Source organism: Rhodanobacter sp. ANJX3 (genome assembly GCF_014200755.1).
GTDB lineage: Bacteria > Pseudomonadota > Gammaproteobacteria > Xanthomonadales > Rhodanobacteraceae > Rhodanobacter.
This window is the reverse complement of sequence record NZ_JACHCM010000001.1, coordinates 1-23,231: the sequence shown is the minus strand read 5'-3', so window position 1 is coordinate 23,231 and position 23,231 is coordinate 1. Positions and strand designations below refer to the sequence as shown.

Annotated in this window: 16 protein-coding genes and 1 tRNA gene; 8 read left to right on the top strand and 9 right to left on the bottom strand. The window is 57.3% G+C overall.

What is annotated here, in order from left to right:
- Nucleotides 1-556: 556 nt before the first annotated feature.
- The 3 genes from HDE76_RS00090 to HDE76_RS00080 form a co-directional block, all read right to left on the bottom strand.
- Nucleotides 557-826, bottom strand: a complete 270-nt coding sequence (locus HDE76_RS00090; RefSeq protein ID WP_184504616.1) for a hypothetical protein — start codon at nt 824-826, stop codon at nt 557-559.
- The gene (locus HDE76_RS00085; RefSeq protein ID WP_184504614.1) at nt 823-5,460 is read right to left on the bottom strand and encodes an RHS repeat-associated core domain-containing protein; all 4,638 of its coding nucleotides are present in this window, start codon (nt 5,458-5,460) and stop codon (nt 823-825) included. Before HDE76_RS00085 ends, HDE76_RS00090 begins: the two co-directional genes overlap by 4 nt.
- Nucleotides 5,461-5,796: 336 nt before the next feature.
- Nucleotides 5,797-6,321 carry a hypothetical protein gene (locus HDE76_RS00080; RefSeq protein WP_184504612.1) on the bottom strand — a complete coding sequence of 175 codons (525 nt, stop codon included), beginning with the start codon at nt 6,319-6,321 and terminating at the stop codon, nt 5,797-5,799.
- Between the two features lie 1,323 nt (nt 6,322-7,644).
- Here HDE76_RS00080 and HDE76_RS00075 point away from each other — a divergent pair.
- Nucleotides 7,645-8,172, top strand: a complete 528-nt coding sequence (locus HDE76_RS00075) for a hypothetical protein (RefSeq protein ID WP_184504610.1) — start codon at nt 7,645-7,647, stop codon at nt 8,170-8,172.
- On the opposite strand, the gene HDE76_RS00070 is transcribed toward HDE76_RS00075, so the two are convergent.
- Nucleotides 8,148-10,586, bottom strand: coding sequence for a UvrD-helicase domain-containing protein (locus HDE76_RS00070; protein WP_184504608.1), 2,439 nt, complete (start codon nt 10,584-10,586; stop codon nt 8,148-8,150). The two genes, HDE76_RS00075 and HDE76_RS00070, sit on opposite strands and share 25 nt — an antisense overlap.
- A gap of 116 nt (nt 10,587-10,702) precedes the next feature.
- Here HDE76_RS00070 and HDE76_RS00065 point away from each other — a divergent pair, with 116 nt between their 5' ends.
- The 3 genes from HDE76_RS00065 to HDE76_RS00050 all read left to right on the top strand — a co-directional run bounded on the left by HDE76_RS00065 (nt 10,703) and on the right by HDE76_RS00050 (nt 14,836).
- The gene (locus HDE76_RS00065) at nt 10,703-10,957 is read left to right on the top strand and encodes a DUF3253 domain-containing protein (RefSeq protein ID WP_184504606.1); all 255 of its coding nucleotides are present in this window, start codon (nt 10,703-10,705) and stop codon (nt 10,955-10,957) included.
- 1,329 nt (nt 10,958-12,286) lie between these two features.
- Complete coding sequence (locus tag HDE76_RS00055; RefSeq protein WP_184504602.1) at nt 12,287-13,255, top strand: hypothetical protein; 969 nt, start codon at nt 12,287-12,289, stop codon at nt 13,253-13,255.
- A gap of 1,224 nt (nt 13,256-14,479) precedes the next feature.
- Nucleotides 14,480-14,836, top strand: a complete 357-nt coding sequence (locus tag HDE76_RS00050) for a hypothetical protein (protein WP_221262209.1) — start codon at nt 14,480-14,482, stop codon at nt 14,834-14,836.
- A gap of 185 nt (nt 14,837-15,021) precedes the next feature.
- Here the strand turns inward: HDE76_RS00050 and HDE76_RS00045 are convergent, their stop codons facing one another.
- Complete coding sequence (locus HDE76_RS00045) at nt 15,022-16,662, bottom strand: tyrosine-type recombinase/integrase (protein WP_184504598.1); 1,641 nt, start codon at nt 16,660-16,662, stop codon at nt 15,022-15,024.
- 185 nt (nt 16,663-16,847) lie between these two features.
- Here HDE76_RS00045 and HDE76_RS00040 point away from each other — a divergent pair.
- A tRNA-Leu gene (locus tag HDE76_RS00040) sits at nt 16,848-16,928 on the top strand.
- 40 nt (nt 16,929-16,968) lie between these two features.
- On the opposite strand, the gene HDE76_RS00035 is transcribed toward HDE76_RS00040, so the two are convergent.
- A complete protein-coding gene (locus HDE76_RS00035) occupies nt 16,969-17,160 on the bottom strand; it encodes a hypothetical protein (protein WP_179483082.1) in 192 nt (63 codons plus the stop codon).
- Between the two features lie 284 nt (nt 17,161-17,444).
- Here HDE76_RS00035 and HDE76_RS00030 point away from each other — a divergent pair, with 284 nt between their 5' ends.
- Entirely contained in the window at nt 17,445-17,582 is a 138-nt protein-coding gene (locus HDE76_RS00030; RefSeq protein ID WP_179483083.1) for a hypothetical protein, read from the top strand.
- A gap of 63 nt (nt 17,583-17,645) precedes the next feature.
- On the opposite strand, the gene HDE76_RS00025 is transcribed toward HDE76_RS00030, so the two are convergent.
- Entirely contained in the window at nt 17,646-19,337 is a 1,692-nt protein-coding gene (locus tag HDE76_RS00025; protein WP_184504596.1) for an AMP-binding protein, read from the bottom strand.
- A 115-nt stretch (nt 19,338-19,452) separates the two neighbouring features.
- Nucleotides 19,453-20,148 carry a hypothetical protein gene (locus tag HDE76_RS00020; RefSeq protein ID WP_184504594.1) on the bottom strand — a complete coding sequence of 232 codons (696 nt, stop codon included), beginning with the start codon at nt 20,146-20,148 and terminating at the stop codon, nt 19,453-19,455.
- A 193-nt stretch (nt 20,149-20,341) separates the two neighbouring features.
- On the opposite strand from HDE76_RS00020, the gene HDE76_RS00015 reads away from it, so the two are divergent.
- A complete protein-coding gene (locus HDE76_RS00015) occupies nt 20,342-21,547 on the top strand; it encodes an MFS transporter (RefSeq protein ID WP_184504592.1) in 1,206 nt (401 codons plus the stop codon).
- Between the two features lie 26 nt (nt 21,548-21,573).
- On the opposite strand, the gene HDE76_RS00010 is transcribed toward HDE76_RS00015, so the two are convergent.
- Nucleotides 21,574-22,638, bottom strand: a complete 1,065-nt coding sequence (locus HDE76_RS00010) for a DUF4105 domain-containing protein (protein WP_255481359.1) — start codon at nt 22,636-22,638, stop codon at nt 21,574-21,576.
- Nucleotides 22,639-22,730: 92 nt separating this feature from the next.
- Between HDE76_RS00010 and HDE76_RS00005 the strand changes: the two genes are divergently transcribed.
- Entirely contained in the window at nt 22,731-23,141 is a 411-nt protein-coding gene (locus HDE76_RS00005; protein ID WP_184504590.1) for a hypothetical protein, read from the top strand.
- Nucleotides 23,142-23,231: the final 90 nt, after the last annotated feature.

Here is a 23,231-nt window from a genome sequence, read left to right as displayed (position 1 = left end):
TGGACGCACATTTCCGCGCGGACGCTAAACGCGTCTACCGTCACAACTGTGGGGAAAAGCTGAACATCCTGCAGTGATTTCCCGGATTTTCAAAAAAAGCCAAGCATTGACGGTTCAGCTATTGATCCTCTTTCACAATAGGAGGATGTCGGACGAGTCTTTGTAAAAAGCGGAAAGCAAGATTTGTCCCAAGCGGATCAAACTTGTGTCCCAAGTCCACTCGAATACTCAGGCTGAAAAATTTAGTGTAAATGGGCACCACACTTGGCCGAGCGAGGGACGCACATTGAGTCGAACGCCGGGCAATGTGAGAGATTTATCCCAATATCTTGTCAGACGTCAGCTCATCAGATCAGCAGATGCCAGTGAAGGCCCTAAGTTCTGACGGCGAGTTCGTTGCGCACTGCGCAAACATCTCTGTGTTGTCTACCGTTCGTCGCCCGCCCCTCTAGATCATTTCGGCACGAAGCCGATTTCATTCAATGACGCTGCGCCGTACTGAAATGCGAACACTCCAAAAACTCGTGCGCCCCCTTGGAACAGCGGCCCATCTCCGCTAGAAGATGTCAGTAAATCCCCTCGGATACCAAACACCCCGTCTCGTCGGAACTTCCATATTGGGAATGACGTGTTTTTGATCAAGAGACGAAATGTCCACCTTTTCGATGACTTCTTGAATGGGTGGCAAGACCTTGTCTTTAAAAATTGTGCGTCTCAAGATTTCCAACGCGTCATCGTAATTGTGAGCGGTAACACCGCAGCCTGGCTTAGGCCCCGAGGAAAAAGGCTCAAGCTCGAATCGAATCCAATAGCGTTCCAATTTCACGGTCCTCCTGGCGAAAAAAATGGCCTGATGCCTGGCTCAAAACGTATCGATGGCCCGACATTTGGATCAGCATAGCCGCGAAGAACGCCGTGTTCTGGATCGATGCCAGGAAGATCTCCTTCCAATCCTTCAAAGTTCTCAATGTTGGCATTTGCCGTCGTGTAGTCAATGTCACTCGCGGCCGTTCTACTGCCATTTGCTGCTGAACCTACAACGTCAAGAGGTCTTCCAGCCTGATCGACCACACCTTGTATCTGCCCAACTTCGTCAGCTGTCAGGTCGCCGAGTGCCGCGCCCCCCTCTTCCCAAGCCGCTATATCTCCGAGTGGATCCTCGGGGCCGCCCCCGGCCATGATCATTCCCATAGCGCCCAATACTTTCCCGGCATCACTATTGTTGCAGCCGCACGGCACGGTGCAAGTTGGTATCACGGGGGGAAGAGCTCCACACGCGGCCCACGAGATCGTTCCGCATCCCGATGCAGCGCGTGGTGACTCCAAGCCAAGTGGATCCACATTCCTGAGCGGGCTATTTAATCCATAGGTAAACGTACTGATTCCACCGTCAAGACCAATCGGATCGCTTTCGATGTAGCGCCCGCAAGCTGCACAGTAATCACGATGGTCGTTATGGATCAGCCCGGTTTCAGCATCAAAATATTGGCCGGGGTAGCGGAGATTGAGCACGTAGCCGGACGACGAAGATGGCGGCTTCTCGCCAAAGGGGTTACCCGCATAGGCCCACTGCCAGATCACCGCTCCCGCGCTGTTGGTGACCGCGCGCGGCGTATTGAGCTGATCCGCCGTGATGTAGTTGATCGTGCTGGTGGTCACACTGCCGTTGATGGTGTTGTCCACCACCGCCACCGGCACATCATCCATCCAGAGGTAATCACGGTTGGTGGCGCCATATTCCGCCAGCAGTTGACCACTCTGGTTGTAGGCATACCGTTCGGCGGTGGTGGTCACCTTGCCGATGCGCTGACCCAGGGCGTTGTAGGTATAGGTTGCGACGGTTGACCCGTTGAGTTGGGCCAGGGACAGGCGGTTGCGCCCGTTATACGCAAATCCATAGGTACCGCCACCGATCACGCTGCCCGTGGTGTTGCCGTTGGCATCGCTGGCCTGCGACGCGTTGCCGATGCTTTGGAGCTGGTGGGTGCCGGTCGTGTAGAGGTAGGCACCCGTCGCCAAGCCCGAGGCGGTTTTGCTCAGCCGGTCACCGGTTGGGTTATACGTGTAGCTTTCCAGCGTCGTGCCGCTGGCTTCGGTCACGGTGCCCAGGCGGTAGAGCGGATCGTATTGGTAGGTTTCCGTGGCCGGATTGGCGCCCGCCGCGGCCCCGATCGCCGACACATTCCCCATGAGGTCATGGGCCAGATGGAGGGTGAACCCCGGGCTGGCGATGTCGGTGACGCGGTAGTTGGCGTCATAGGTTCGCGTGACCTTTTGCCCGTTACCCAACGTGTAACTGCTGATTGGGCCGAAGGGAAGCCAGGTCGTGGCGCTGATGACGGTGGACGCCGCGGAGGCGCCGCTGGGCGTGACCTTGACGGTGCTGATCAAGCCATTCGTGTTGCGACCGTAGGCCAGCACTGTCTTGTCCGGCATCGTCACCGTCGCCAGCCGATCGGCAGCGGTGTAGGTGTAGCGCGTGGTGTCGGTCTGCGCAGAAGTGACCTGATTTTTCTGGATGACGTTGCCGCGCGCGTCGTAGCAAACATCGGTCGTGACCGTGTTCTCGACGATGCGGGTCAGGCGGTTGATAGGCTTGGAGCTGGTGCAGCCAGTCACCGTATTGCTGTCGCCATACGAGTAAGCCACGTTGAGGGAGGCATCGGCGTAGGTCGTGCTGAGCACGCGGTCGAGGGCGTCATAGGTCGACGTGCTGACCACACTTCGCGCGTCGGTGTGCACGAGGCGGTTGCCGGCGGCATCAAACGTGTCGGTGCTGGTGCCCGTGTCCGGGCTTTGCAGCGTTGTACGGTTGCTCAGGCCGTCATAGGTGTAGGCCGTATTCAGATGATTGGGATCGCCCACGCCGACGACGCGATCCAGCGCGTCCTGAGCCACCACCGTCTCCGTGTTGGCCGTGGCTGTGTCCGTGCCGTTGTAGTTGTCGAGAGTGCTATTGAGGCGGTTGAGCGCATCGAAACTCATCTGGCGCTGAACGCCGAGCCCGTCGGCCGTGTGCGTGAGATTGCCATTGGCATCGTAGCTGTCGCTGTAGCCGGCGTTGAAGACGGTCTTGTTCAGTCCATCGATCAGCGCCATGAGCTGGCCCAGCGTGTTGAACTGCCGGGACAGGCTGCGCACCACGGTGCCCGAGGCGGTTTTGGTTTGTTCCGCCGTCTTGTTGCCGGCTGCGTCCAGGGTGTAGTGAAGATCGTTGCTCTGCGCATCGAGGACATCGGTGAGGCGGTGCGCGGCGTCGTATTTAAACGTCGTGGTGATGCCGCTGGGGTCCTTGATCGACGTGACGTCGCCCATCGCGTCGTAGCCGAACGTGGTGGTGGCGCCGCCATAGACGCGGGTCGCCAGCCAGCCGCGCGGCGTATAGGTCATGTCCGTGTTGACGCCGTTGGCGTCTGTGATCCGCGTCACGCGGCCGGCGCCGTCGTAGGACGCATACGTGGTCAGATGGCCTAGAGCGTCCTTGATTTGATACGGGTCACCGGCTTGATGGCAGGCTGATCCGGGCGTGCCGCAACTCGTGGCGCTGCTGGTCGTGTAGTAGCTGTAGGTGGTGGTCTGGGTCAGGTCGGTACGGGGACCGGTTGCCGTCAACAAAAGACCCGTGATGGGACAGGTCGAATTGACCGTGGTGCAATAGGTGTAGACCCAGCGACGAACACCCGCAGGCACGGTCCCGGTCGTGGCACACGTGTAGGCCGCCGCCGCTGCGATGGACGGATCCACTTCGCAACGGGCGAGCGGTTGACCGATCGCATCGTAGACCCATGAGGTTTGTGCCAGGGTGTTGCCATTGCTGTCGAGCACTGCATGGGTCAACGGAACACGCAATGACGCATTCCACGACGTGTTGTTAGTGCGTTGATCGGCCGTTCTCACGGCATCGACTTGTTGGTTCAACAAGCCGTTGACGTCGTAGGTCGTGTTGGTCACGACATTCTTGAAATCAGTGTGCGACGTGGGATACCCGTTGGCGTCGAACGTGGCCGATGCATTGGGCTGATCGCATGTGGGTCCACAAGGTGTGCTGGATGTGCTCGTGTGTAAAGATCCGTTAGGCGCAACGAAATTCAATGTCGTCTGTGCGCCGGTGGGATAGGTTATAGATGTGGTGCCGTCGCTGTTATAGGCCACCTGCGTGAGTTCGACGCCTGATGGCAGGGTCGACATCGTCGCTTGACCCTGGCTGTTGTAGCCAATGCTGGTGAACCGCGTTCCCGATTCGTCGATGTCGCCGGTCAGTGCGTTGGGTAGGTTGGTGCCACCCGTGAGCGAACTTTCATTGTAGATGTACTGGCGTGTCTTGCTGTCTGGATAGGTTATGGTGACCAGGTTGCCGTTCGTGTCATAGGCATACGCCAGAGAGCCACCATCGGGCTGCGTGACTGTCGCGACATTGCCCTGCGAATTGTAGGTAAAGCTCAGCACGCGGCCGCGCGGGTCGGTTACGGTCAACAGCAGTCCCGCGGCCGGCGCCACATTCGTTGGTGTGGACGCCGTGCTGTAAGCCAGGGTAGTGAGCTGGCCGTGCGTGTTGGTGATCGACAGGAGAAAGCCGTTGGCGTCGTAGGCTTCTTGGTCGCGCGTGCTGGACTCGAAATACAAGAATCCAGTGATGACTCCAGAAGCATTGGTCTGTGTCGTTAAGCGGTCCGAGACATCGGTATCGGTCGTCCACTGACCGCTTTGCAGGGTGAATGCGACCTGCAAGCCATCCGGCCGGAATACGGTTGCGGTCGATGTGGCGCCGTTGCTCAGATATTCCAGACTGCGATCAAAGCTGTGTCGCCAATGACTTCCGATGTGCGTGGATGTGATCGCGCCATTACTGTTGTAATAACGATGAAAGCTGAGCGGGCCGAGGTTGCTGTCTGCCTCGTCACGGTATTCGCTGCCCATGCCAGGATTGATCGGATCGCCCGCACAATCACATGATGGATCGAGGTTCTTTTCTGGAAGGTAAGGTGGAACATTGGGTGCAGAGTTGTGGGTTACCGCCCATGCATAACAGTCAAGACCAGCCTCATAAATCCAGCAGGTCTGATAGGGAGAAGATTGCCCAATAGGAACAGGGGAGGGTTTTGGATTCCACTGCCAGCCAAGCCAAGTGGGGTCGTAACTCGCGCTTTGATCGCTTTCGTATTCTGCTTGTAAAGCGGCCGCATTTAGATCTTCCCATTCACTGAGCGAACAAGCCGTCAGTCCTTGACCTGAGTACCAATCGGCGCACGGCAGCGTCTGGTTAGCGTCCGCGCGAATTGCTTCCGCACGAATTGCAGCACGCGGAGCCCTCAATGAACTAGAGGCTGTTGCGGGTGCCGTCGATGTTCTGGCTGGGCCAGCCTGAGGTGACGGTAAACCAGCAGCTGATACCGGTGCCATGCCACACAGGCTGATCAGACCAATAAACAGCATCAGCCACAAGCTTCTAGCAAAATCCATTTTGATTTCCCTTGGCACAGACTGAAAATTGGCACGCTTCGTACATAGATACGAGCGAGAATTAGCAAATGCTTTATAGCAGGTGACGAAGGAGATTGTGGTGTCCTTCGCTGCAAGGTTTCGCTTACACGCTCAGTGCATCCCATCCAACAGGCTGAGCCATCTTTAAAACCCAAGCGCCGAACCGGTCGCGGAACCAACCCGCATGAACTTGCGCAATCCTGTCCAGTACCGCCGCCCTGCGCGTCTCGAACACGATGAGCAGGCCGAGAAAAAAGTTGCCAGTCGCGACGGATTTTTAGCTACGGGCACCCGGTGAAGTTGTTCAACGCGCTGTCATTTACTCGCTCGAGCACGGAACAATCTCTCCACCGCTGTTTTCCAGGACCCGGCCTCGACTTTTTCCAGTGCTTCGATCGCGTCATGGGAAAAGTCGTTCACATCGGCGGCTCCCGCGTCCAGCAACAGCTCGATGATCGCAACGTCGCTGCGATACTTGACGGCCAGCGCCAGCATCGAGCACTCCCCCATATCGACGTTGGCGTCATGACCGGCTGCCCGCATGTCATCCAGCGCCTGGGAGACACCCTCCACGTCGCTTTGCTCGATGCACTCCATCAGATCGAACGCCGCTTGATCGGCGGCCTCGCGCAGTGACCAGGTTTCTGCAAACTCGGGTAAAGCGGAAACAGCATGTACCCATGCTTCCGCAGCGCTGTCGAACAGTTCCTCAAATGCCTGCATCACTTCGACATCGTTGGCCGTGGCGCCCCGCACGAGCAGCTCCTTGATGGTTTCCACGTCAGTCTGATCTTGGATGGCCTGGACCAACTGATGTTGAAGCGCGGAGTCATTGGGCATGATCATCTCCTGATGCATTCGACATGAAAGACTGAGGGGGACTGTACGGCACTATTGGTCACATGTTGAGAGGGCCATCCAGCGATCATCGGCGGGACATGCTCACGATCCCGGGCCGCCACGCCCGTACCCGGCAAGTGAGATTGACGCTGAACCGCTTCCCACTTCAGACGGCATGGCTTGTCAGCGCAGGCCGCCCCATCGCGTTCTAGACGTAGACCGCCGGTTGGGCTTTCGGAAAAGCCAACCAATATCTCGGGCTCGAGCGGCGGTTGTTTTTCAGGGCAAGAAGATCAGTGGCCATCAAACGTAAAAAGGACGATCAACGATGAAAAACTTCAAGCACGGCGTGTTACTTATTCTCTGTGGTCTGATGCTCGCCGCATTGAACGGTTGCGTCGAAGACGCGCGGACTGGATTGATCTGTCCGCCGGGGTCACACCCGGGTCCTCACGGACATCAATGTTTCCCTGATTGATCCGGAGGCTTGGTCAATAAATTCCGCCGACGGGCTCTTGAGAAAGGGTCCTTCTAGGCGGGTCTGCGAAAAAGCGGCTTGCGTATCAGCGCCACGCGAGCCCGTCCGGTAGGCACTCGATGCAATTGCGGGACCCAGCGACTTACTGTCGGGGTTTCTACGCATGAAGTTGAGCGCACGACTCTGCCATCACCAACTCGGCCATAAGCTCCGTCGCCTCATCTTAGCTTTCAAACCGCATGATCGCCTCTTGCTCCGTCGTGTCGAAAACGACGAAGCCTTCTGGTGATGACCTGATCTCGAACAAGGTGCGTCTCACCTCATAGAGAAGCGCCCCGGTCGTCGGTTCCACCAGACGTTACGGCGTCGGCCATCGCCTGACACCTGTCGGATCGGGCCAGACTTGCGGGGCATCCTCAATTTGCTCGCTTGATTCCGATAAGAGCATCAGTGGGCGCCGCGAAGTTTTGTAGGCGCTCGCCTTGTTTGCTGCGGGTCTGGCGGAACCCACCTGTGTCGAAGGTGGCCATTGGTCATCCTAACCTCGAACGCGTGCGGTTCGGCACGAGGACTTCTTCTCGGCTTCGGCGAATGAGTATTACGGTGCCGGAGGTCTGACGGCGGGACTGGCCACGGCCGCGCATAGCGAGGCGAGGCAACGCGCCGGCTGCGTGTTTTCTAGTAACAAAGCGCCATCCGTTCAAAGAATAAGTGATGCCTAGCGGATCAGGCCAAAAGAGACGTGCAGTGAAATGAGAAGGTAAAGATTTGGCGTTTACCCGTCGAGATTGACGGATCGTTGTCTTCGACTAGATTCGCTCGAACCACCTTTGCACGATGGCGCAATGAGCAGCGAATTCCAAATCCCTTTTGTTTCATTTTCCGCGGCCTGCCGAGCGGCTAAGCAATTGCCTGCCGCTCTGCATCAAGTCGCAAGGTTGATCGTGATCGCCGCCGAGCGTAGTTCAGCGATGGAAGATGCGCTGGCGTTTTGGGATAGCACAGAACGTCAGCGGGCGCTGCGCGACTGGGGCTGTGGCCTTCCAGATCATTGGCTGGAGCTTCGACCAGGGCAAGCGTCGGTGGCTGCCAGCCAACGCCTGCGGCGACATTACATCCGACATCAGTGGAGACGGTGCCAGCGGCGACTGAGCGCGAAATTCAAAGATTGCATAGACCTCGAACCCGATTGGGGTCATCAGCAAGCTGCACAATGGTTCGGTCATGTGACCAGCCAGGAAAGCAAGCGTTTTTTACTTCACTTTTGCCATGTGGAGGCGACCGCTCAATGGCTTGATATTTGGAATCATCAACCGCCCAGACGGGCACGCATCGAGCATGAACTTCGCTATTTGACCGCTTCGCTCCCATAGCATTTCGCAGCGGCTGCACGCTTGAGGCTGGGAATCTTCCAAAACACCCTACGCCGTCCCCGGCTCACCCCGACGTAGGCCAGCCGGAAGACTTCATCTAGAGCGGCCTGATCATAAGTGTGCTCCTTCCGGAAAACGCCGCTGCTTTTATAAAAAAGATTACGTAAAGGATGGGATGGTCCCGGAATGCAGTCTTCGGCGAGAATCGCGATGTCCGCCTCCAATCCTTTTGCTTGATGGTAAGTGCATATGTTTAGCCCAGGCTGCTTGCCCAACTTTGCCTCAAGCGCATTTCGCAGTGGTCTGCGCCGAGCCATAACGATGACATGCTCGGCCTTGGCCCCTGTCATCGCTTTGGCTGCTTGATACTGTTGTTCAATGAATTTACAGAGTTCATTGACGACTTCCTCTTCAGATAGCTCCTGATCTCTGCCCGTGTAAGTCGACAATTGAACTCCGTGATCACCCACCTGGGTGGACACCATCGGCTTACAGGGTTTTTCAACCTTCGAGGAAACGTATTTCAGTAACCGGGCCGCATCTCCCACAATCGGAGCGACCGACCTAAAGTTTGCAGTCAGTTTGATCGGCGTGCTCGGCCCGAGGGCTTTGTGCGACAGGAAGTAACTACCGAATTCAATGAACAGCTGGGGTGAGCTGCCACGCCATCCGTATATCGATTGCCAATCGTCTCCGATGGCCATGACACTCAGAGGTTTATCCGGATCTGACAAAATTAGGCGCCTCTGCATGGCCGTGAGCCAGAAGGCTATCTGAGGAGAGATGTCCTGGAATTCATCGACCAATAAATGTCGTAGCATGGCCAATCTACTTGGATCAAATCCCATCGTTTGGGCATTTTGGGTCAACGCCTGAAATGCGCGATTGAAAGTCACGATGCCCTTGTCGGCGAGAAACTTGCCCAACTCAATCCAGTAGTGACCCAATGCCGCGCAAAAATGATGCTCAATGCCTTCATGTGTGAATGCAGGGAGAGCTTTCAGAAGCTCAACCACGTCTTTACCCATCGATTCGATGAACGAACCTTGGGTAAACATCGCCTCATAGATCATCACCGGCCTCAATTCACCCTTTAGCCGGATCTTGAACATCGGGGCATCATGCCGATTAGACGTGGGCTCTGAGGTATCGACGTAAGCCTGACGTAAACGCAGTAGTTCTACATCCTCCTGGCTGCGAATCATCGCATATCGCTTATCACAAAAAGTTCCAACAGTTCGCATTTTGTCCGATAGCGCGTTGGCAAAGGTTGTTGCCTTAGCCGGTGGAACTTCGATCAATTCTTGTTTTTTTTGTTGGGATAACTGGGGTGGAAAGCCAAGAACGATTGGTAGACCAGTCGCTGTCACATAGCCATTCGCGTAAAAAACGTGTTTGTTGTTTTTAGAAAAGAGCACAACCGGTTCATCGGTTATGCCAGGAAATGGCCATCCGTGCGAGCGCCATAGGTCGCTATTTTTAACCGTCAAAGCGTGATCGCGCGTACTGAAGTAGTGGAAAAGTCCATCCGACTTCGTTTGGAAGCTTTCATCAACTCGGCCGCTGGTGGCGCGCACACATTCCAACATCAACAATTGACGAACGTGTTCCCGAAATGGTGGGCTACTCGCATACAGCCCGCGGTAGGTATTTGCCAAATATTCGACCTGCCGTTCATTGAGGTTCGAACTGGACATCGGGTTTTCGACATCCTCATCGTCGGCTGAAGCGTTCTCGTCGACCTCATTCTTCTTGATGAGCTCGAAAAACTTTGCATCCGGCAGGGGCTGACGGCATAGACCCAGCAAGACCGAATGGAACGTCCTGACCATCCTCTTAGTAGCTTCCTCTGGGACAGGCGCTCCCCGCCAGTGCTCGAGCACTCGGCCCAAGGTTTGCCTCAGTTCCGCGCACGAAGCCCGCGTGAATGAAATGACCGTCAACTCGTGCTCTGGCACGTTTAATTGCGTAAGCATGAAGACAACGCGCAATACCAGCGTTGTAGATTTACCTGAACCTGCGCCCGCCGAAATACAGGTGGCTGGATGATCTGCCAGAATCATCCTCCACTGTTCGTCTGTCGGTGGCTTTACTACCTTCGCTTTCACCGCGGCGGCGACCTCACGGCGCATCGCTTCACGCTTCGAGTCGGTTACAGCCAATAAGTCCGGCCCATAGAGCCCGGGATCGATGGGCTTGGCTGTCGGCGGTGAACGTTTATCTTCAAAACGATAGATGCGTTGACCGGCAATAAAGCCGGAATCGTATCCCGTTTCATGACCGCGTCTGTAACCATCGCGTTCACCCGCTTGTTGAGCATCACTGCGCAGCTTTCCAATATGCGCGCTGATCGCCCAAGCAAGAAGGCGTGTCCACAAGCGAATAACAGATACAAAAAATCCAGAATCGTTCATTGCCATCGCAATCCATCGCAAACCATGGGGGCTGCCTCTCATCGGCCATCCTACTATGACCTTTAAAATTTGCCGTATTGGCGCCCATCGAGACCACACACCGTTATGCTTTACCTGTGGATATAGCCAGCCAAATCATCGACCTCCTTTCGAAGCGTGCGACCTCAGCTTCAATCTGTCCTTCGGACGTGGCACGCGCCTTGGCCAGCGACGAAGAAGCATGGCGCGCTCTAATGCCGAAGGTCCGCCTCGCGGCAGCTGAGCTGGCGCGTGAGCGTCGCATCATCATCACGCAAGGAAACCTTCAGGTTGATCCCGTCGATGTTAACCACGGTGCGATACGGCTTCGCCGCGGCCCGGCTTACAGATAATGATACTGCGCTGCGCCCCTCAATCACCCCCGGCATCTTTGTGCAGGTAAAGAGATTTCTTGCGAGCTGATGAGATCTCACGGACAAGGTGTGATCCAGTTTTTAAAGCGATCAGCGCCAAAATTACGGTGGATGGCGTCGCTAACCTCTTTCAAATCTGCGTCACATTTTGGGGAGCCTGAGGCCTTGATGGAAACGGCGCGCAAGCCACCCTTCCGCCTCAAAATATTCACGCGGCGCGTGACCTAATGCATTGTGCTTCTGAATGCGAAAGGGGAAGCTGTGGCGCCAGGGAGACAACGCCTAATTGATCTTATTCAATCCCCGCGCCCTCGATACCTCTCCACTTCCGCCTCTCTGCCTAGGGTTGCATTCACTAGGGAACCTCTGATTAACCCCGTCCTACGCTTGGTCGAAGGCATATAAATCAATAGCTTGCATGGCTGACAAGAGGGTTAATCAGACCATTCCTAGGCGCTGCATGTCGCCGTGCTTGATCTGCTCATCATCGCCGACGGGTTCACCCCCGATTTCACGGACACTTACGAGAAGGCCGAAGGTCAAATGTGTCTAGGAATCGGGGCAAGTCCAGAATGTGTTTTCACACGCTAAAGCGGCTGTGTGGGCTTCGACTAATGCGCTGTCATCCGCCAGCAGACATCCAGTTCGGTCCAAACTGCCCTTAGCTATTTCATAAAATGCATGCAGGCAAGTCTGTCGGCAGAGCGCTATATTGCTTCAGCGTGCTCGGGGCACGCACTGGCCGGGGCTATCCGGTGATCAGGGGAATGAAATGAAGCAACTTAAGAGGCTGGCGGCTATCGCCTTCATCGCAATGCTTTCTGCTACTCCGACGTTGGCTTTAGCCCGCAGCCATGGCGGCGGATCTTCACATACCCGCTCTTCATCGTCTCATCACTATCGCTATCAAGGCGGGCACTACTCGGGTGGTCAAGGCAGCTCCCACAAGGGCGGTCACTACGTGAACCCACGCACAGGCAACCATTACACGCATCACAGCCATTGAATCGAATCGCTGGCGCTGTAGCTCAGATGGGGCCAGCGTAACCTCAAACTAGAAAACGCACCCAAGCAGGGAAATTTATGTACAGGCATCTCATACTGGCTGTCACACTTGGCTTCGTGACCGTCACTGATGTCGAAGGTCAGCCGATAAAGGAGAGGCGGTGTGTCGTGTGCGAGCAGGTAATCATCGTACCTCGCACCGGTCCTTACGGTAAATTTTTGGCTTGCAGCAATTATCCAAGTTGCGACCATAAGCCCAAGGTATAAGAATCAACGTCGTGAATTGCTGCCAAACCGCTGTGTTTGACTGACCTAAACGATCCCAACTCCGAACGATTGCGCCATCGACATCGCCCTTCCCTGCTCTTTCACGGCCCTGGCCGCATCAAGGCGTGGGACAAACAACTGCTGTCGGCCATTCGACTCATCGTGGCCGAGCGTCGAGAGGATCTGAACCTCTCCAAGCTCGACGGCATCACCGTCACGTTCAATCTTCATACCGCACTCAATGAGATCGCCGGCCGTAATGACCTGGTGATGGCACGCAAGAAGCGAACCTTATCTCAAAGCTACTCAGTGACCGCCGGTTGTGTCTTTGGAGTGATGCGTGGGGAGCGATATTTAAGCCATGTGATCCTAGACGCCGCGTTTCTAACCCAGCTCGTGGACGATCCGCAGACTGAGGGTTTGGCGGCGAACATCGTCGCGCACGAACTGGCCCATGTCGGCCTCTCACATTGGCTCATCAAGCCGGCTCAATCCTATGTCTTTCCGACACAACGCCCCGACTGGCGCTATGAAGTGCTTCGCTATCTAACACTCAGCGTGTGGGATGAATACGGCGCATGCAGATTGAGCGCCCGGTTCGGAGATTCGCTGGCCGTCACGCTGAACTTCATGAACTGTTTGCGAGCCAAAACAGTCGATGGTCTTCCAAAGTTGTGGCTTTACACACGGAAGAACTGGCATTTGCCTAGCGCCTTAACAACCTTCGTGAACGCAGCGGCTACGGCGCGTCGACCGCTGTTGAGCGCGGCTTATCTCATGGGCCACATCGACGGGTTAGGCGTGCCTATGGACGTGGCCACCTTATGCACAGCCGCGCGGATCAGCCCATTAAATACCTGCTGGACGCCTCTGCGAGATGTGCTGCGCGGCGTCTGGAGTTGGCAAGCGGATGAATTTGGCTTTGAAGCATTGGACGGGCTTGTGCCAGTGCTGATGGAGGCGATCCGGATATGCGGGGGCGGACGCATGATTACTGGCATTTGAACTCCCGTTCACACAGGTCTCATACTCCCCGCGACGGACCTGGAGGCGTTATGGACAAGAACAGTTGGGATGCGGTTACTGCGGTTAGCGCTGCCACACCTGCCATATTCACGGCGGCGATGGTCTAGGCCATCCGGGAGAGTCAAGGCCAACGGCAAGAAGCCAACGACCACTTTGCGAAGACGCGGAGCCTAGACAAATAGCACTCCGAAAATATCTTCCTGCCTAGGTGCGCGTTCGCACTTTTTCCTTCGAAGGCAACTTGTTTCCCCACTCTAAGCTTTCACGGTGCCGCTCTTTCGCAAGCACCACTCTCGGATCAGTGTCCAAAGTCCCTCGCAGAGCAACCAAGTACTCCATCAGCGTCAGCCACCGAAGCGCTTTCCTATCCTCAATCAGCAGCGTGAGCGCCCAAAAGAAGTCAACCGGCCGATCCACGTACCTGACCGAAACAAGGACAAATGGCCACTCGTCCTTTGCAGTGGCTGTCGACAGGAAACGGTCGAACGTCAGATGGCCGGTCAAACCGTTGACGGGCCTTGACCAATGCCGCGATGCTGGCTTGGCGTCGCAGCCGCCGTGCGGCCAACACGTCACCGAGCAAATAACGCACGGCGGCATGTGGTTGGGTCTGTCGACATGGCGGCAGATTGCCAGCCTTCCTGGCGCACTCCAAGCCAGTCATCGTTGTGCCTAGCAATACCGCTGCCTCAGCAGGATGAAGCTGTATTGCTGGGTCCAAATCGAGGATGCCGTTACTCCGCAGGAACTCATCGAAAAATAAATGAGGCTGTGATTTTGACATAACAGATCCAGTCCAGCGGTGCCCACAAGGATGGTATTTCTAAGGCTATAGTTGAGCGCCACGCGCTCTACGAGTGCCTAGACCTATTGCCTGTAGCTCCTGCCCAGGAAAAACAAGGGAAGCTTTGAGCCGTCGCAATCGCCACGTAGACTGCTTACAGATGTTTCATTAACCGCGGGCAATACATAGGAGATCGCCGAGTGACTAAGGAAAGTACTGGGAAGCGACGGGGGCGTAAACGTTGGAAAACGGGATTCTTAGTCGCAGGCGTCTCCATAGTCGGGATTGTCAGCTTGGTTTGTTTCCGCTCGGGCAATCTTCGCGTAACAGCACCTGTCGCAGCAGCTTCGCAAGCCGCTTTACCCGCGGCCGCAATCGATGAGGCACCGAGCCACATGGCACGGCCTGACCGGTATCGGATGTATATCGCTTACTTTGAAGAGCATCAGGTCGGCGATAGCATGAACCAAGACGTGCTTGCAGCCATCAAGCTGGCGGCGGACGACGTAAAGAAAACCGGCCTGTCGCTGGTCGTAACCTGCCACGGCACCGACGGAATTGCCGGCAATCCCAAGGCGACTGAGAAGGATTTCAAGCTCGCCCGGTTCGTCACGATCCGCGACGACCTGATCGCCCAAGGCTTAGAGCCGCGCCGGATCAAATATGAATGGAATGACGCGGCGCTGACGGCTGCGGCAGCCAATGAAGGGACTAAATCTACTGCGGAGAGGCCGAATTGCTACATGGAAACTGCCGTTCCGACCTCCTTAGATTGATAGTGCGCATCGCGCAGCACACGAATCAATCCGTGAACTTGATCCACGCAAGTGGGTCCCTTCCATGCCCGAAGAATGGGCATCCCAGCTCCGCGGCGTCCGATCAAAAGAAGCTCGTACTCGGGTAGCACTGCGCCGTTGGTCACGCAGTTAGCTCGGATGCCGCCAGAGGCGAAAGAATATCGCTACAGGGTTCTCAATTGTGCGACTAGGTCTTCCGGATCCAGGCCCGCTCGTTTCAGCATCTCGACCGCGGCCAACAAATACGGTTTTTGGTCGCTGGTGACTTCCTGCGCCGGTCCATCGTCCAAGCCGATCAGGCGACGGAGACGGCGTTCCCGCGCTTCATAAAGTGGACGCAGCCCCTCAACCGCCTCGAGCGCTTCGACGTATCCGGCAGTGACGTCTTGAGCGGAACTGTGCCCCAACGCGATCGCCACCGTGCCGAGATTTTTTGATTCTCCGAACAATTCACCAGCCAGCGTCCGGCGCAGATCATGAAGCCCGATCTTCAGACCACGCGGTTTGGCAGAGGTGTCACAAATGTGGCCTTCGGAAAGTGGCTTCACGTGCTCGGCGACGTTTGGCGTTGTCATGGCCTCAAGAAGTCCAGACACGTAGCGATAGTCTTTCAGGTGGCCGCCCTTTTTGGTCGGGTGCGGAAAAACGAGATCATTCTGTCCAACCGGGAAACCGGCGTCTTTATTTTTCTGCCGTTGCTCGGTCAGGATCTCGGCGGCCCACGGAGCTAAAGGCACGTAGTGATCCTTGTTGCCCTTGGTGGTGTCGGCGAGAAAACGCGCCCAACGATCATTCCAGTCAACGTCCGCCCAGCGAATGAGGGACATTTCTGTTTTGCGGCCACCCCATAAAACAACAAGCATCATGTAGGCGGCGACCACGGACACGCGGAAACGAGGATCGTCTCGAAGGTCGTTCAGGCTCTTTAGCCAAAGCACACCCTCGGCCTTGCGCATGGGGAGCTTGGTCGTCCGACGTTCGACGCGTGGCAGCTTCTTTCGCCGATCGTTGCGCCATGCAGAGAAAGGGTTGGCCGCGGCTTTAACGCCGACAGCCTGGTTCCACGCCGTCGCGCAGTGGGTCACACACTTGTGCGCGGTGGCCACGTCGGCACTGGGCCCGCCGCCTCGCTTCGTTTTCCCGCCGCCAGTTTCTCGCTTCTTCGCGTCTCGCGCCTTTCCGGCTTTGAAGAAAATAGGCTCAAAAGTCGCGGCCACCGCGGTGACGTCGATTTCAGCCAGCGGCGTGGACCACAACTGTGTGTTCGCCATCCAGCCAAGCAACTTTTTCCGGTCCGTGACCGAAGACGGCTTGAGCAACCCACCCTCGACGCGCTTCTGTCCTTGGCTGAGGAATTCGTCATAAACGACTTTGAAGGTGCGATCGGACAGCGTGTCTGCATCTTTCCGCTGTTGGACAAGCGCGCGTATTTCCTCCAGCGGGTCCTTGTCTTCGGCCAGCTTTTGCAGCCACTTGCCAGCTTCGGCGCGGGCACTCGTCAGGCTGTCCTGCGCCAGGAGTTTTCGCCGCTTGGTCTCGGTGCCCCGGCGTTTTCGTTCAACGATGAACGACTTGCTGCCTTTAGTAAGGCGCACTGCGAACCCGGGCGTCTTCGTATCTCGCACGATCCAGTCGTGGACATGCTCTGGCGTCGGTTCCGTGACCAACGCTTCTCCGTCCCACTCGATCGGACTTTTGGGCCATCGATCGAACCTCAGCGCCTTGATCAACACGGCGCTGAAAGGCACCAGGATGGGCGCCCGTTTGACAGCACTGGATGGCGGGCTAGGCTTCGTTTCCGACATAAGAGAACCACCGCTAAGGGATGGTTTATCCTACAACTTGAGCTCCTCTGTGGCTGCCCTGTGGCTGCCCTGTGGCTGCCTGTGTTTACAGACGGAGACGGTTCTTCGTCCGCTTTGAGATGCTTTAAACGGCTAAAAATGGCGTTTCTATGCCGTTTATTGAATTTCAGCCCTGCCCGGCGCCAGCCCGTATTGTTTTGTCCGCAAGGGACTTAAAATCCCTCGACCTCACGGTCTTGCGGGTTCGATTCCCGCTCCGGGCACCAAATGCAAAAAATCGCTTCACCAGCTATTTTCCAGAGCCGATCATGGCGATTTCGGTTTGCCTTCTTCGTCGTGTCCAGACGTACGACTGCTGTCATCTCCGCCGCTGCCACCGGAGCCTGACGCGGGATCGCGTCCCTCCTCACCAACTTCGCAATCAACACCAGCAGCGCCTTTATCGCCTGGCTTGGGATTGCTCTGGTTGACCTTGCTGGGATCGTCTTTGTCGCTCATAACACCACTCTCTTTGAGATTCCTGGTCGCCAGCATAGGCGCGAGTCACATCAAGGACCGATGAAGGGAAATTCGGCAAGATCGCTAGGCCGGCCACGAGAAAGAAACCGGCAAAAAACTGCTATGGCGCCAGATTCTCGTCATACTGGCGCATCAGCCATCAGATCAAAACGGTGTAAGTCATCAAACAAGAAGTGCCGAAAGAGTTGGCGTCAGGACAGATCCATGCAGGTGTTCTCAGTTCGGCAACTCATAATGGATGGCTTGCGCGGCTCGAGTGCGGCGTGGACGTGGTGGTGCCGCGGCCGTATGGGTCGAAGGGGCCTGTACTGAACGACAAGGTGCATATCCGTCTGCTGGCGATCAATCGCGTCTCGGGCGCCGTGGTCGGGGTGATGATTCAACCCGAGAAGCGCGAGTAGCGAGTCGCTGCTCTTCCCTGCTGCACAAGGCAGCCCACGAAACAGAAACCGTTTTGGATGCCGTCAGCGCAAGTCGGGGAAATCCTCTTCCCAGTACTCGTCGGGCAAGCGTGCGGGATCTCCCGTGCGCGTGAGCTCCTGCTGGCGCAGTTGCACGCGTCGAATTTTCCCCGAAATGGTCTTGGGCAGCTCACTGAACTGCAGGCGTCGGATGCGTTTATACGGCGCGAGCTTTTCGCGGGAGAAACGGAACACGCTGCGCGCGAGTTCCGGGCCGACGTCGAAGCCTTGCCGCAACGTGACAAATGCTTTGGGCACAGAGAGCCGAAGCGCATCTGCGCTGGGCACGACGGCGGCCTCGGCGATTGCCTCGTGCTCGATCAGAACACTCTCGAGCTCGAACGGACTGAGCCGATAGTCGGACGATTTGAAGACGTCGTCGGCGCGCCCGACGTAGACGTAGTAACCATCGTCACGGCGTATAGCGATATCGGAGGTGCGGTAGTAGCTATCGCGCATCGCGTGCGCGGTGGCCTGCGCATCGTTGGCATAGCCGGCCATCAGCCCCATTGGGCTCGCTTCGAGCGGTAGCGCGATCTCACCTTCGCCGGCCAGCTGGCCATCGGCATCGACCAGGGCGACGCGATAGCCGGGCAACGGGCGGCCCATCGACCCCGGCACGAGTGGCTGCCCGGGCGAATTACCGATCACGCAGGTGGTTTCGGTTTGGCCGAAGCCGTCACGTACGGTGATCCCCCACGCCTGCCGAACGCGCTCGATGATCTCGGCATTCAGCGGCTCGCCGGCACCGACGATTTCGCGAAGACTGATCGGATACGACACAAGCGGCTCCTGCACCAGCATGCGCCAGACAGTCGGCGGCGCGCACAAAGTGGTGACTTCGCAGCGCACCAGCACATCGAGCACATCTTTCGGTACAAAACGCGGGAAATTGAAAATGAATACGCAGGCCCGCGCATTCCACGGTGCGAAGAAACAGCTCCACGCGTGCTTGGCCCAGCCGGGCGAACTGATATTCCAGTGGACGTCACCCGGCTGCAGGCCGATCCAATACATCGTCGACAAATGGCCGACCGGATAGCTCTGATGCGTGTGCACCACCAGCTTCGGTTTGGACGTGGTGCCGGAGGTGAAATACAGCAGCATCGGATCGGTGGCGCGGGTCGGCGCATCGGCAACGAACACCGCGGAGGATGCATAGCCCTGCTTCAAATCGATCCACCCATCGCGCGGGGCGCCGACCGAAATACGTCCCAGCGTCGAGTCGATCGCGTCGAACTTGCGCACCTCTACGCTACTGACTACGACATATTGAACGGCGCCGACGCTGACCCGATCGGCGATATCGGCAGTGGAAAGCTGCGTCGATGCCGGCAGCACGATGGCGCCAAGTTTCATCGCGGCCAGCATCACATCCCACAGCTCGACCTGATTGCCCAGCATCAGCAGCAACCGATCACCGCGCCCCACGCCCAAGCCGCGTAAAAAGTTGGCGACGCGCGAGGAGCGTTCGGCCATCTGGGCGAATGAAAAGCGGCAGCCATCGTGTTCAACGGCGTCGACGATCCATAGCGCGGTATCTTCGTTGCCTTGGGCAATCACGTCGAAATAATCCAGCGCCCAATTGAAATCGCCGAGCTCAGGCCAGCGGAATTCGTCATAGGCACGCTGGTAATGCTTGCGATGACGCAGAAGTAGATCGCGCGCCGCGACAAAGTTTTCCGCTGAGCTCATGGGTGTTCCCAAACGTTCCCGGGTAATCCGTAAATTGACCGATGCAGATGCAGATGCAGATGCATGCAACGATACCTTCATTGAACGCCGCACAGCGGCCATTTCAGTGACTCGTCTAAAAATGCAGTCCCGGCGGCGCGTTGCACGCATATTTTGCGTCTACGCGATCCACCTCGTCGGGTGAGATATGCCGGGCACTCAACGCTTGTGGCGTCATGCTTCGCCACTTTTCGACGTCAAGACACTGACGGCTTTTAATACCGAATAGTCGCTGCGCCTGCCGTGCCAGCGCGCCGATACCTTGGTCCATGGGATCGATAAAATGGATACCCGATACAAGGGCTCTGTCGGAACCCGGCAAGCCTTTGACATCGGAGTCGTGTTGCGCCTCACGCAGACGCTGCTGAAAGCCGCCATCGCTGTTTCCGTCGGCTTCGTCGCCAGCTTGCGCTTGCGCCGGTGCCTTTGGAGTCGCATACGCTGCGGCAGGCGAAGTGAGAACATCGACAGGGCGTTGAAGAGTGGATGCCGTGGTACGCCGCGTTGACACCTTGGCCTGAGGTCGTGGACTTCTGAAAACCAATCGCAAGGACGAAGTCACCGGCAGCGCGGACGGGAGCGGCAAAGAAAAGAAGCGAAGCTGCAGTGCGCGTGCCCCGTCTTTCGGCAATGGCTTCACATCCCAGTCGTCGATGGCGGGCCGCAAAAAAAGCAGCAATAAACCTAGATGGCACACAATCACAACAACCCATACGGCAACCCGGTGAGCGGATTCGTGCCTATCGCTGGCTCGTTTCTGCTGTTTTCTCACCCTGGCCTTCCGTTGGCATCCCGCACGGATTGACTGCTGCGCGGTTGTAGAGTTCCTGCGCTATTGATGGCGGTACGACTCCCACGGTCTGACGAGGTCATGCGGAAGCGCAACAGGCTAATATAAGCACCGTCTCAAACAGGTCCGCTGGGCTGGTGTTTGACCACGCTCTGATCTTCAAGGACCTGTTGCCATGGCATCCCCCCTCGCCGCCGAATCCGGTATCCGCGCCGTTGCTCCGCATGGGGTCGGTATTGCTGAAATGGCGCTGGCACTCGGCGGCCTGGCGATCGGCACGGCTGAGTTCGCCGCAATGGGCGTGCTGCCCGAAATCTCCGGGGACCTGGGCGTGTCCGTGCCGCAGGCCGGCCATCTGATCAGCGCCTATGCGCTCGGCGTGGTGGTGGGTGCACCTGCCATCACGATCCTGATGGCGAAAACGCCGCGCAAGGCGCTGCTGATCGGCCTGATGCTGCTCTATGCCGTGGGCAATTTTGCGACGACGATTTTCCACAGCTACGCGGCGGTGCTGGTGTCACGCTTTGTGGCCGGCCTGCCGCACGGCGCGTACTTCGGCGTGGCGTCGCTGGTCGCCGCCGCGATGGTGCCGCCGTCGAAGCGCGGCGAGGCGATCGGCAAGGTGATCATGGGACTGAGCGTGGCCAACGTGCTCGGCGTGCCGGCAGCGACCTGGCTGGGCGAAACGTTCGGCTGGCGCTCGACCTTTATGGCGGTGGCGGTGATCGCCTTTCTTACCGCGGCGATGATTTACGTGTTTGTGCCTGCGGTGAAAGCCGACAAGCACGCTAGCGCACTCACCGAGCTGGGTGCGTTGAAACAGCCGCAGGTTTGGCTGACGCTGCTTGCGGCGGGTATCGGCTTTGGCGGCATCTTTGCGGTGTACAGCTACATCACGCCGCTGCTGACCGAGGTCACGCATCTGCCGCTGGCACGCGTTCCGCTGATGCTGAGCCTGATCGGCATCGGCATGGTGGTCGGCAGCGTCGTGTGCGGCAAGCTGGCCGACCGTTGGCTCAAGGGCACGATGATCGGCATGTACGCCTTTACGGCGCTGATGCTGACCATCCTGGTGTTTGTGGCGCACTCGGCCGCGGCCATGGTCGTGGTGCTGTTTCTGATCGGCATCTGCGCCATGGTCACGGTGAGTTTCCAGGCGCGCTTGATGGACGTTGCCGGCGATGCACAGTCGCTGGCCGCCGCCTTGAACCACAGCGCGTTCAATATCGCCAACGCGCTCGGTGCGTGGCTCGGTGGCGTTTCCATCGCGGCGGGCTACGGATGGACGTCCACCGGCTGGGTCGGACTGGGTCTTTCGCTGATCGGCATCGGTGTGCTGCTGTGGTCGTTCGCGCTGAACCGAAGGCGTATCGTCGCCTGAAGGACGCCGCTGCGCGTTGACATCCGCTAGGGCCCGTTCAAACCCACGCGGATCACCTTCGAAAAATCGTCCGTCGGCAAACTGGCCTTGGCCCGGTCGGTGACGCGACCGCGGCGACGCAGTTCCTGCACCGATACGCTCTGATCCAGCGCGCCAATCTCGTAAAGATATTCCGGCAGGTAGCCAGTGATCAGCAGGCGCACGTCGTACGGCAAGCCCGGATCCAACCGCTTGGCCATCCGGTAGACGATGGTGGTGCAGTTGGAGGTCAGCGTGTTGTAGAACGTCGGCGTGGTGACCAGTTCGTTGGCGGACGCCACGTACGACAGAAACAGCTCGCGCATGGCCTGCTTGCTCATCTTCAGCGGATACAGATAGTCGTCTTCCCCGCGCACGTTGGTGCGTACGGCGATGATGTCGCGCTCGTCGGCCGCCGTGAGAATCATGTCGAAGCGCTTGAAGAAGCCGCCGATGGCTGAATATTGTTGGCCGCGCTTCTTGCGGATCTCGACGGAGAACACCACGTGTCGTCCGTCGTCGAAGCCGAACGACATCATCGCGTGGGCAATTTCCTTGCTGCCCCAGTAGGACAGCACGGCATCGGCGGAGGCGATACGATCGAGATCGTAGGTGCGCGTCTCCCAACGGATATCGTGATCCTGCTCGGTGCGCCAGGTGAAGTTGCGTACGCTGGTCAGGGTGACCTTGCTGCCGTCGACTTTGCCGCTCATGAGCTGCGCCACGTCGTCCGCCCACACGCGGTCATTGGAAGGCGCAATGGTCGACCACCATGCCATCAATGCCACAAACGCCAGCCCATAAAACAGAAGCGGCAGCCAACTTCGTCGGCTGATCGCGAAAGCAAACAGCGAAACGATGAGAATCGCCCACAGCGCGCTGCCTAGTGCGCGCACCACCACGCCGCCAGGCAGCTGAAACCACAGCGCCATCGTGCCCCACACACCGGTGAAAAACGCGACCAGCGCGACGCACACGTTGAGCACCACCCGGCCAATCGCCCTGTACTTCGTCGTCATCGCGGGATAGATCTCCAGTCCATGGCCGCCAGCGTGCCGGTTTGGCCGCGCCATGACAATTCGTTTGTGGCCGGCCTGCATCATGATGCCTGATGAAAACGCTAAACTGCGTATTAGGCTGAGTGATCAACCGCATAGGAAGCCACATGAAAGCAAGAAGCACCTCAACCATTGCCAAGAGCTTGATTGCCATGACGGTTCTTGCAATTGCATTAAATATAAGAGACATCGCTAGTGCCGTCGGTCTGAAGATCAGCCCTCTACCGTTCAACTACGGCGGCTCGATTTTGGACAATGTTCTTTGCGTGCTTCTCGTAGTCCTTACGGCTCGATTGCTGTCCAAGAAATCGCCGATCGGCCTAAAGTCCTTGCTAGGCTTGCAATGGCGCAGCTTCAAAGCACCAGCGTTGGTATTGTTGGCAACAACACCATGTTGGATTGGACTGGCTTTTCAAGGAGCGCTCGCTAAAGAAATTAATCCTATCGACCTCATTATGCTTTCGGTCGTATTTCCGTTTGCCGAAGAAATTACCTACCGCGGCTTCGGCTTTGTGTAATGACCCAGCACTTCCTGCACAGGTCAGGCCGCTAAGGCATACGCCTCAGCGGGTGTTTTCATCTTCAACGCCTGGTGCGGGCGCTGGTGG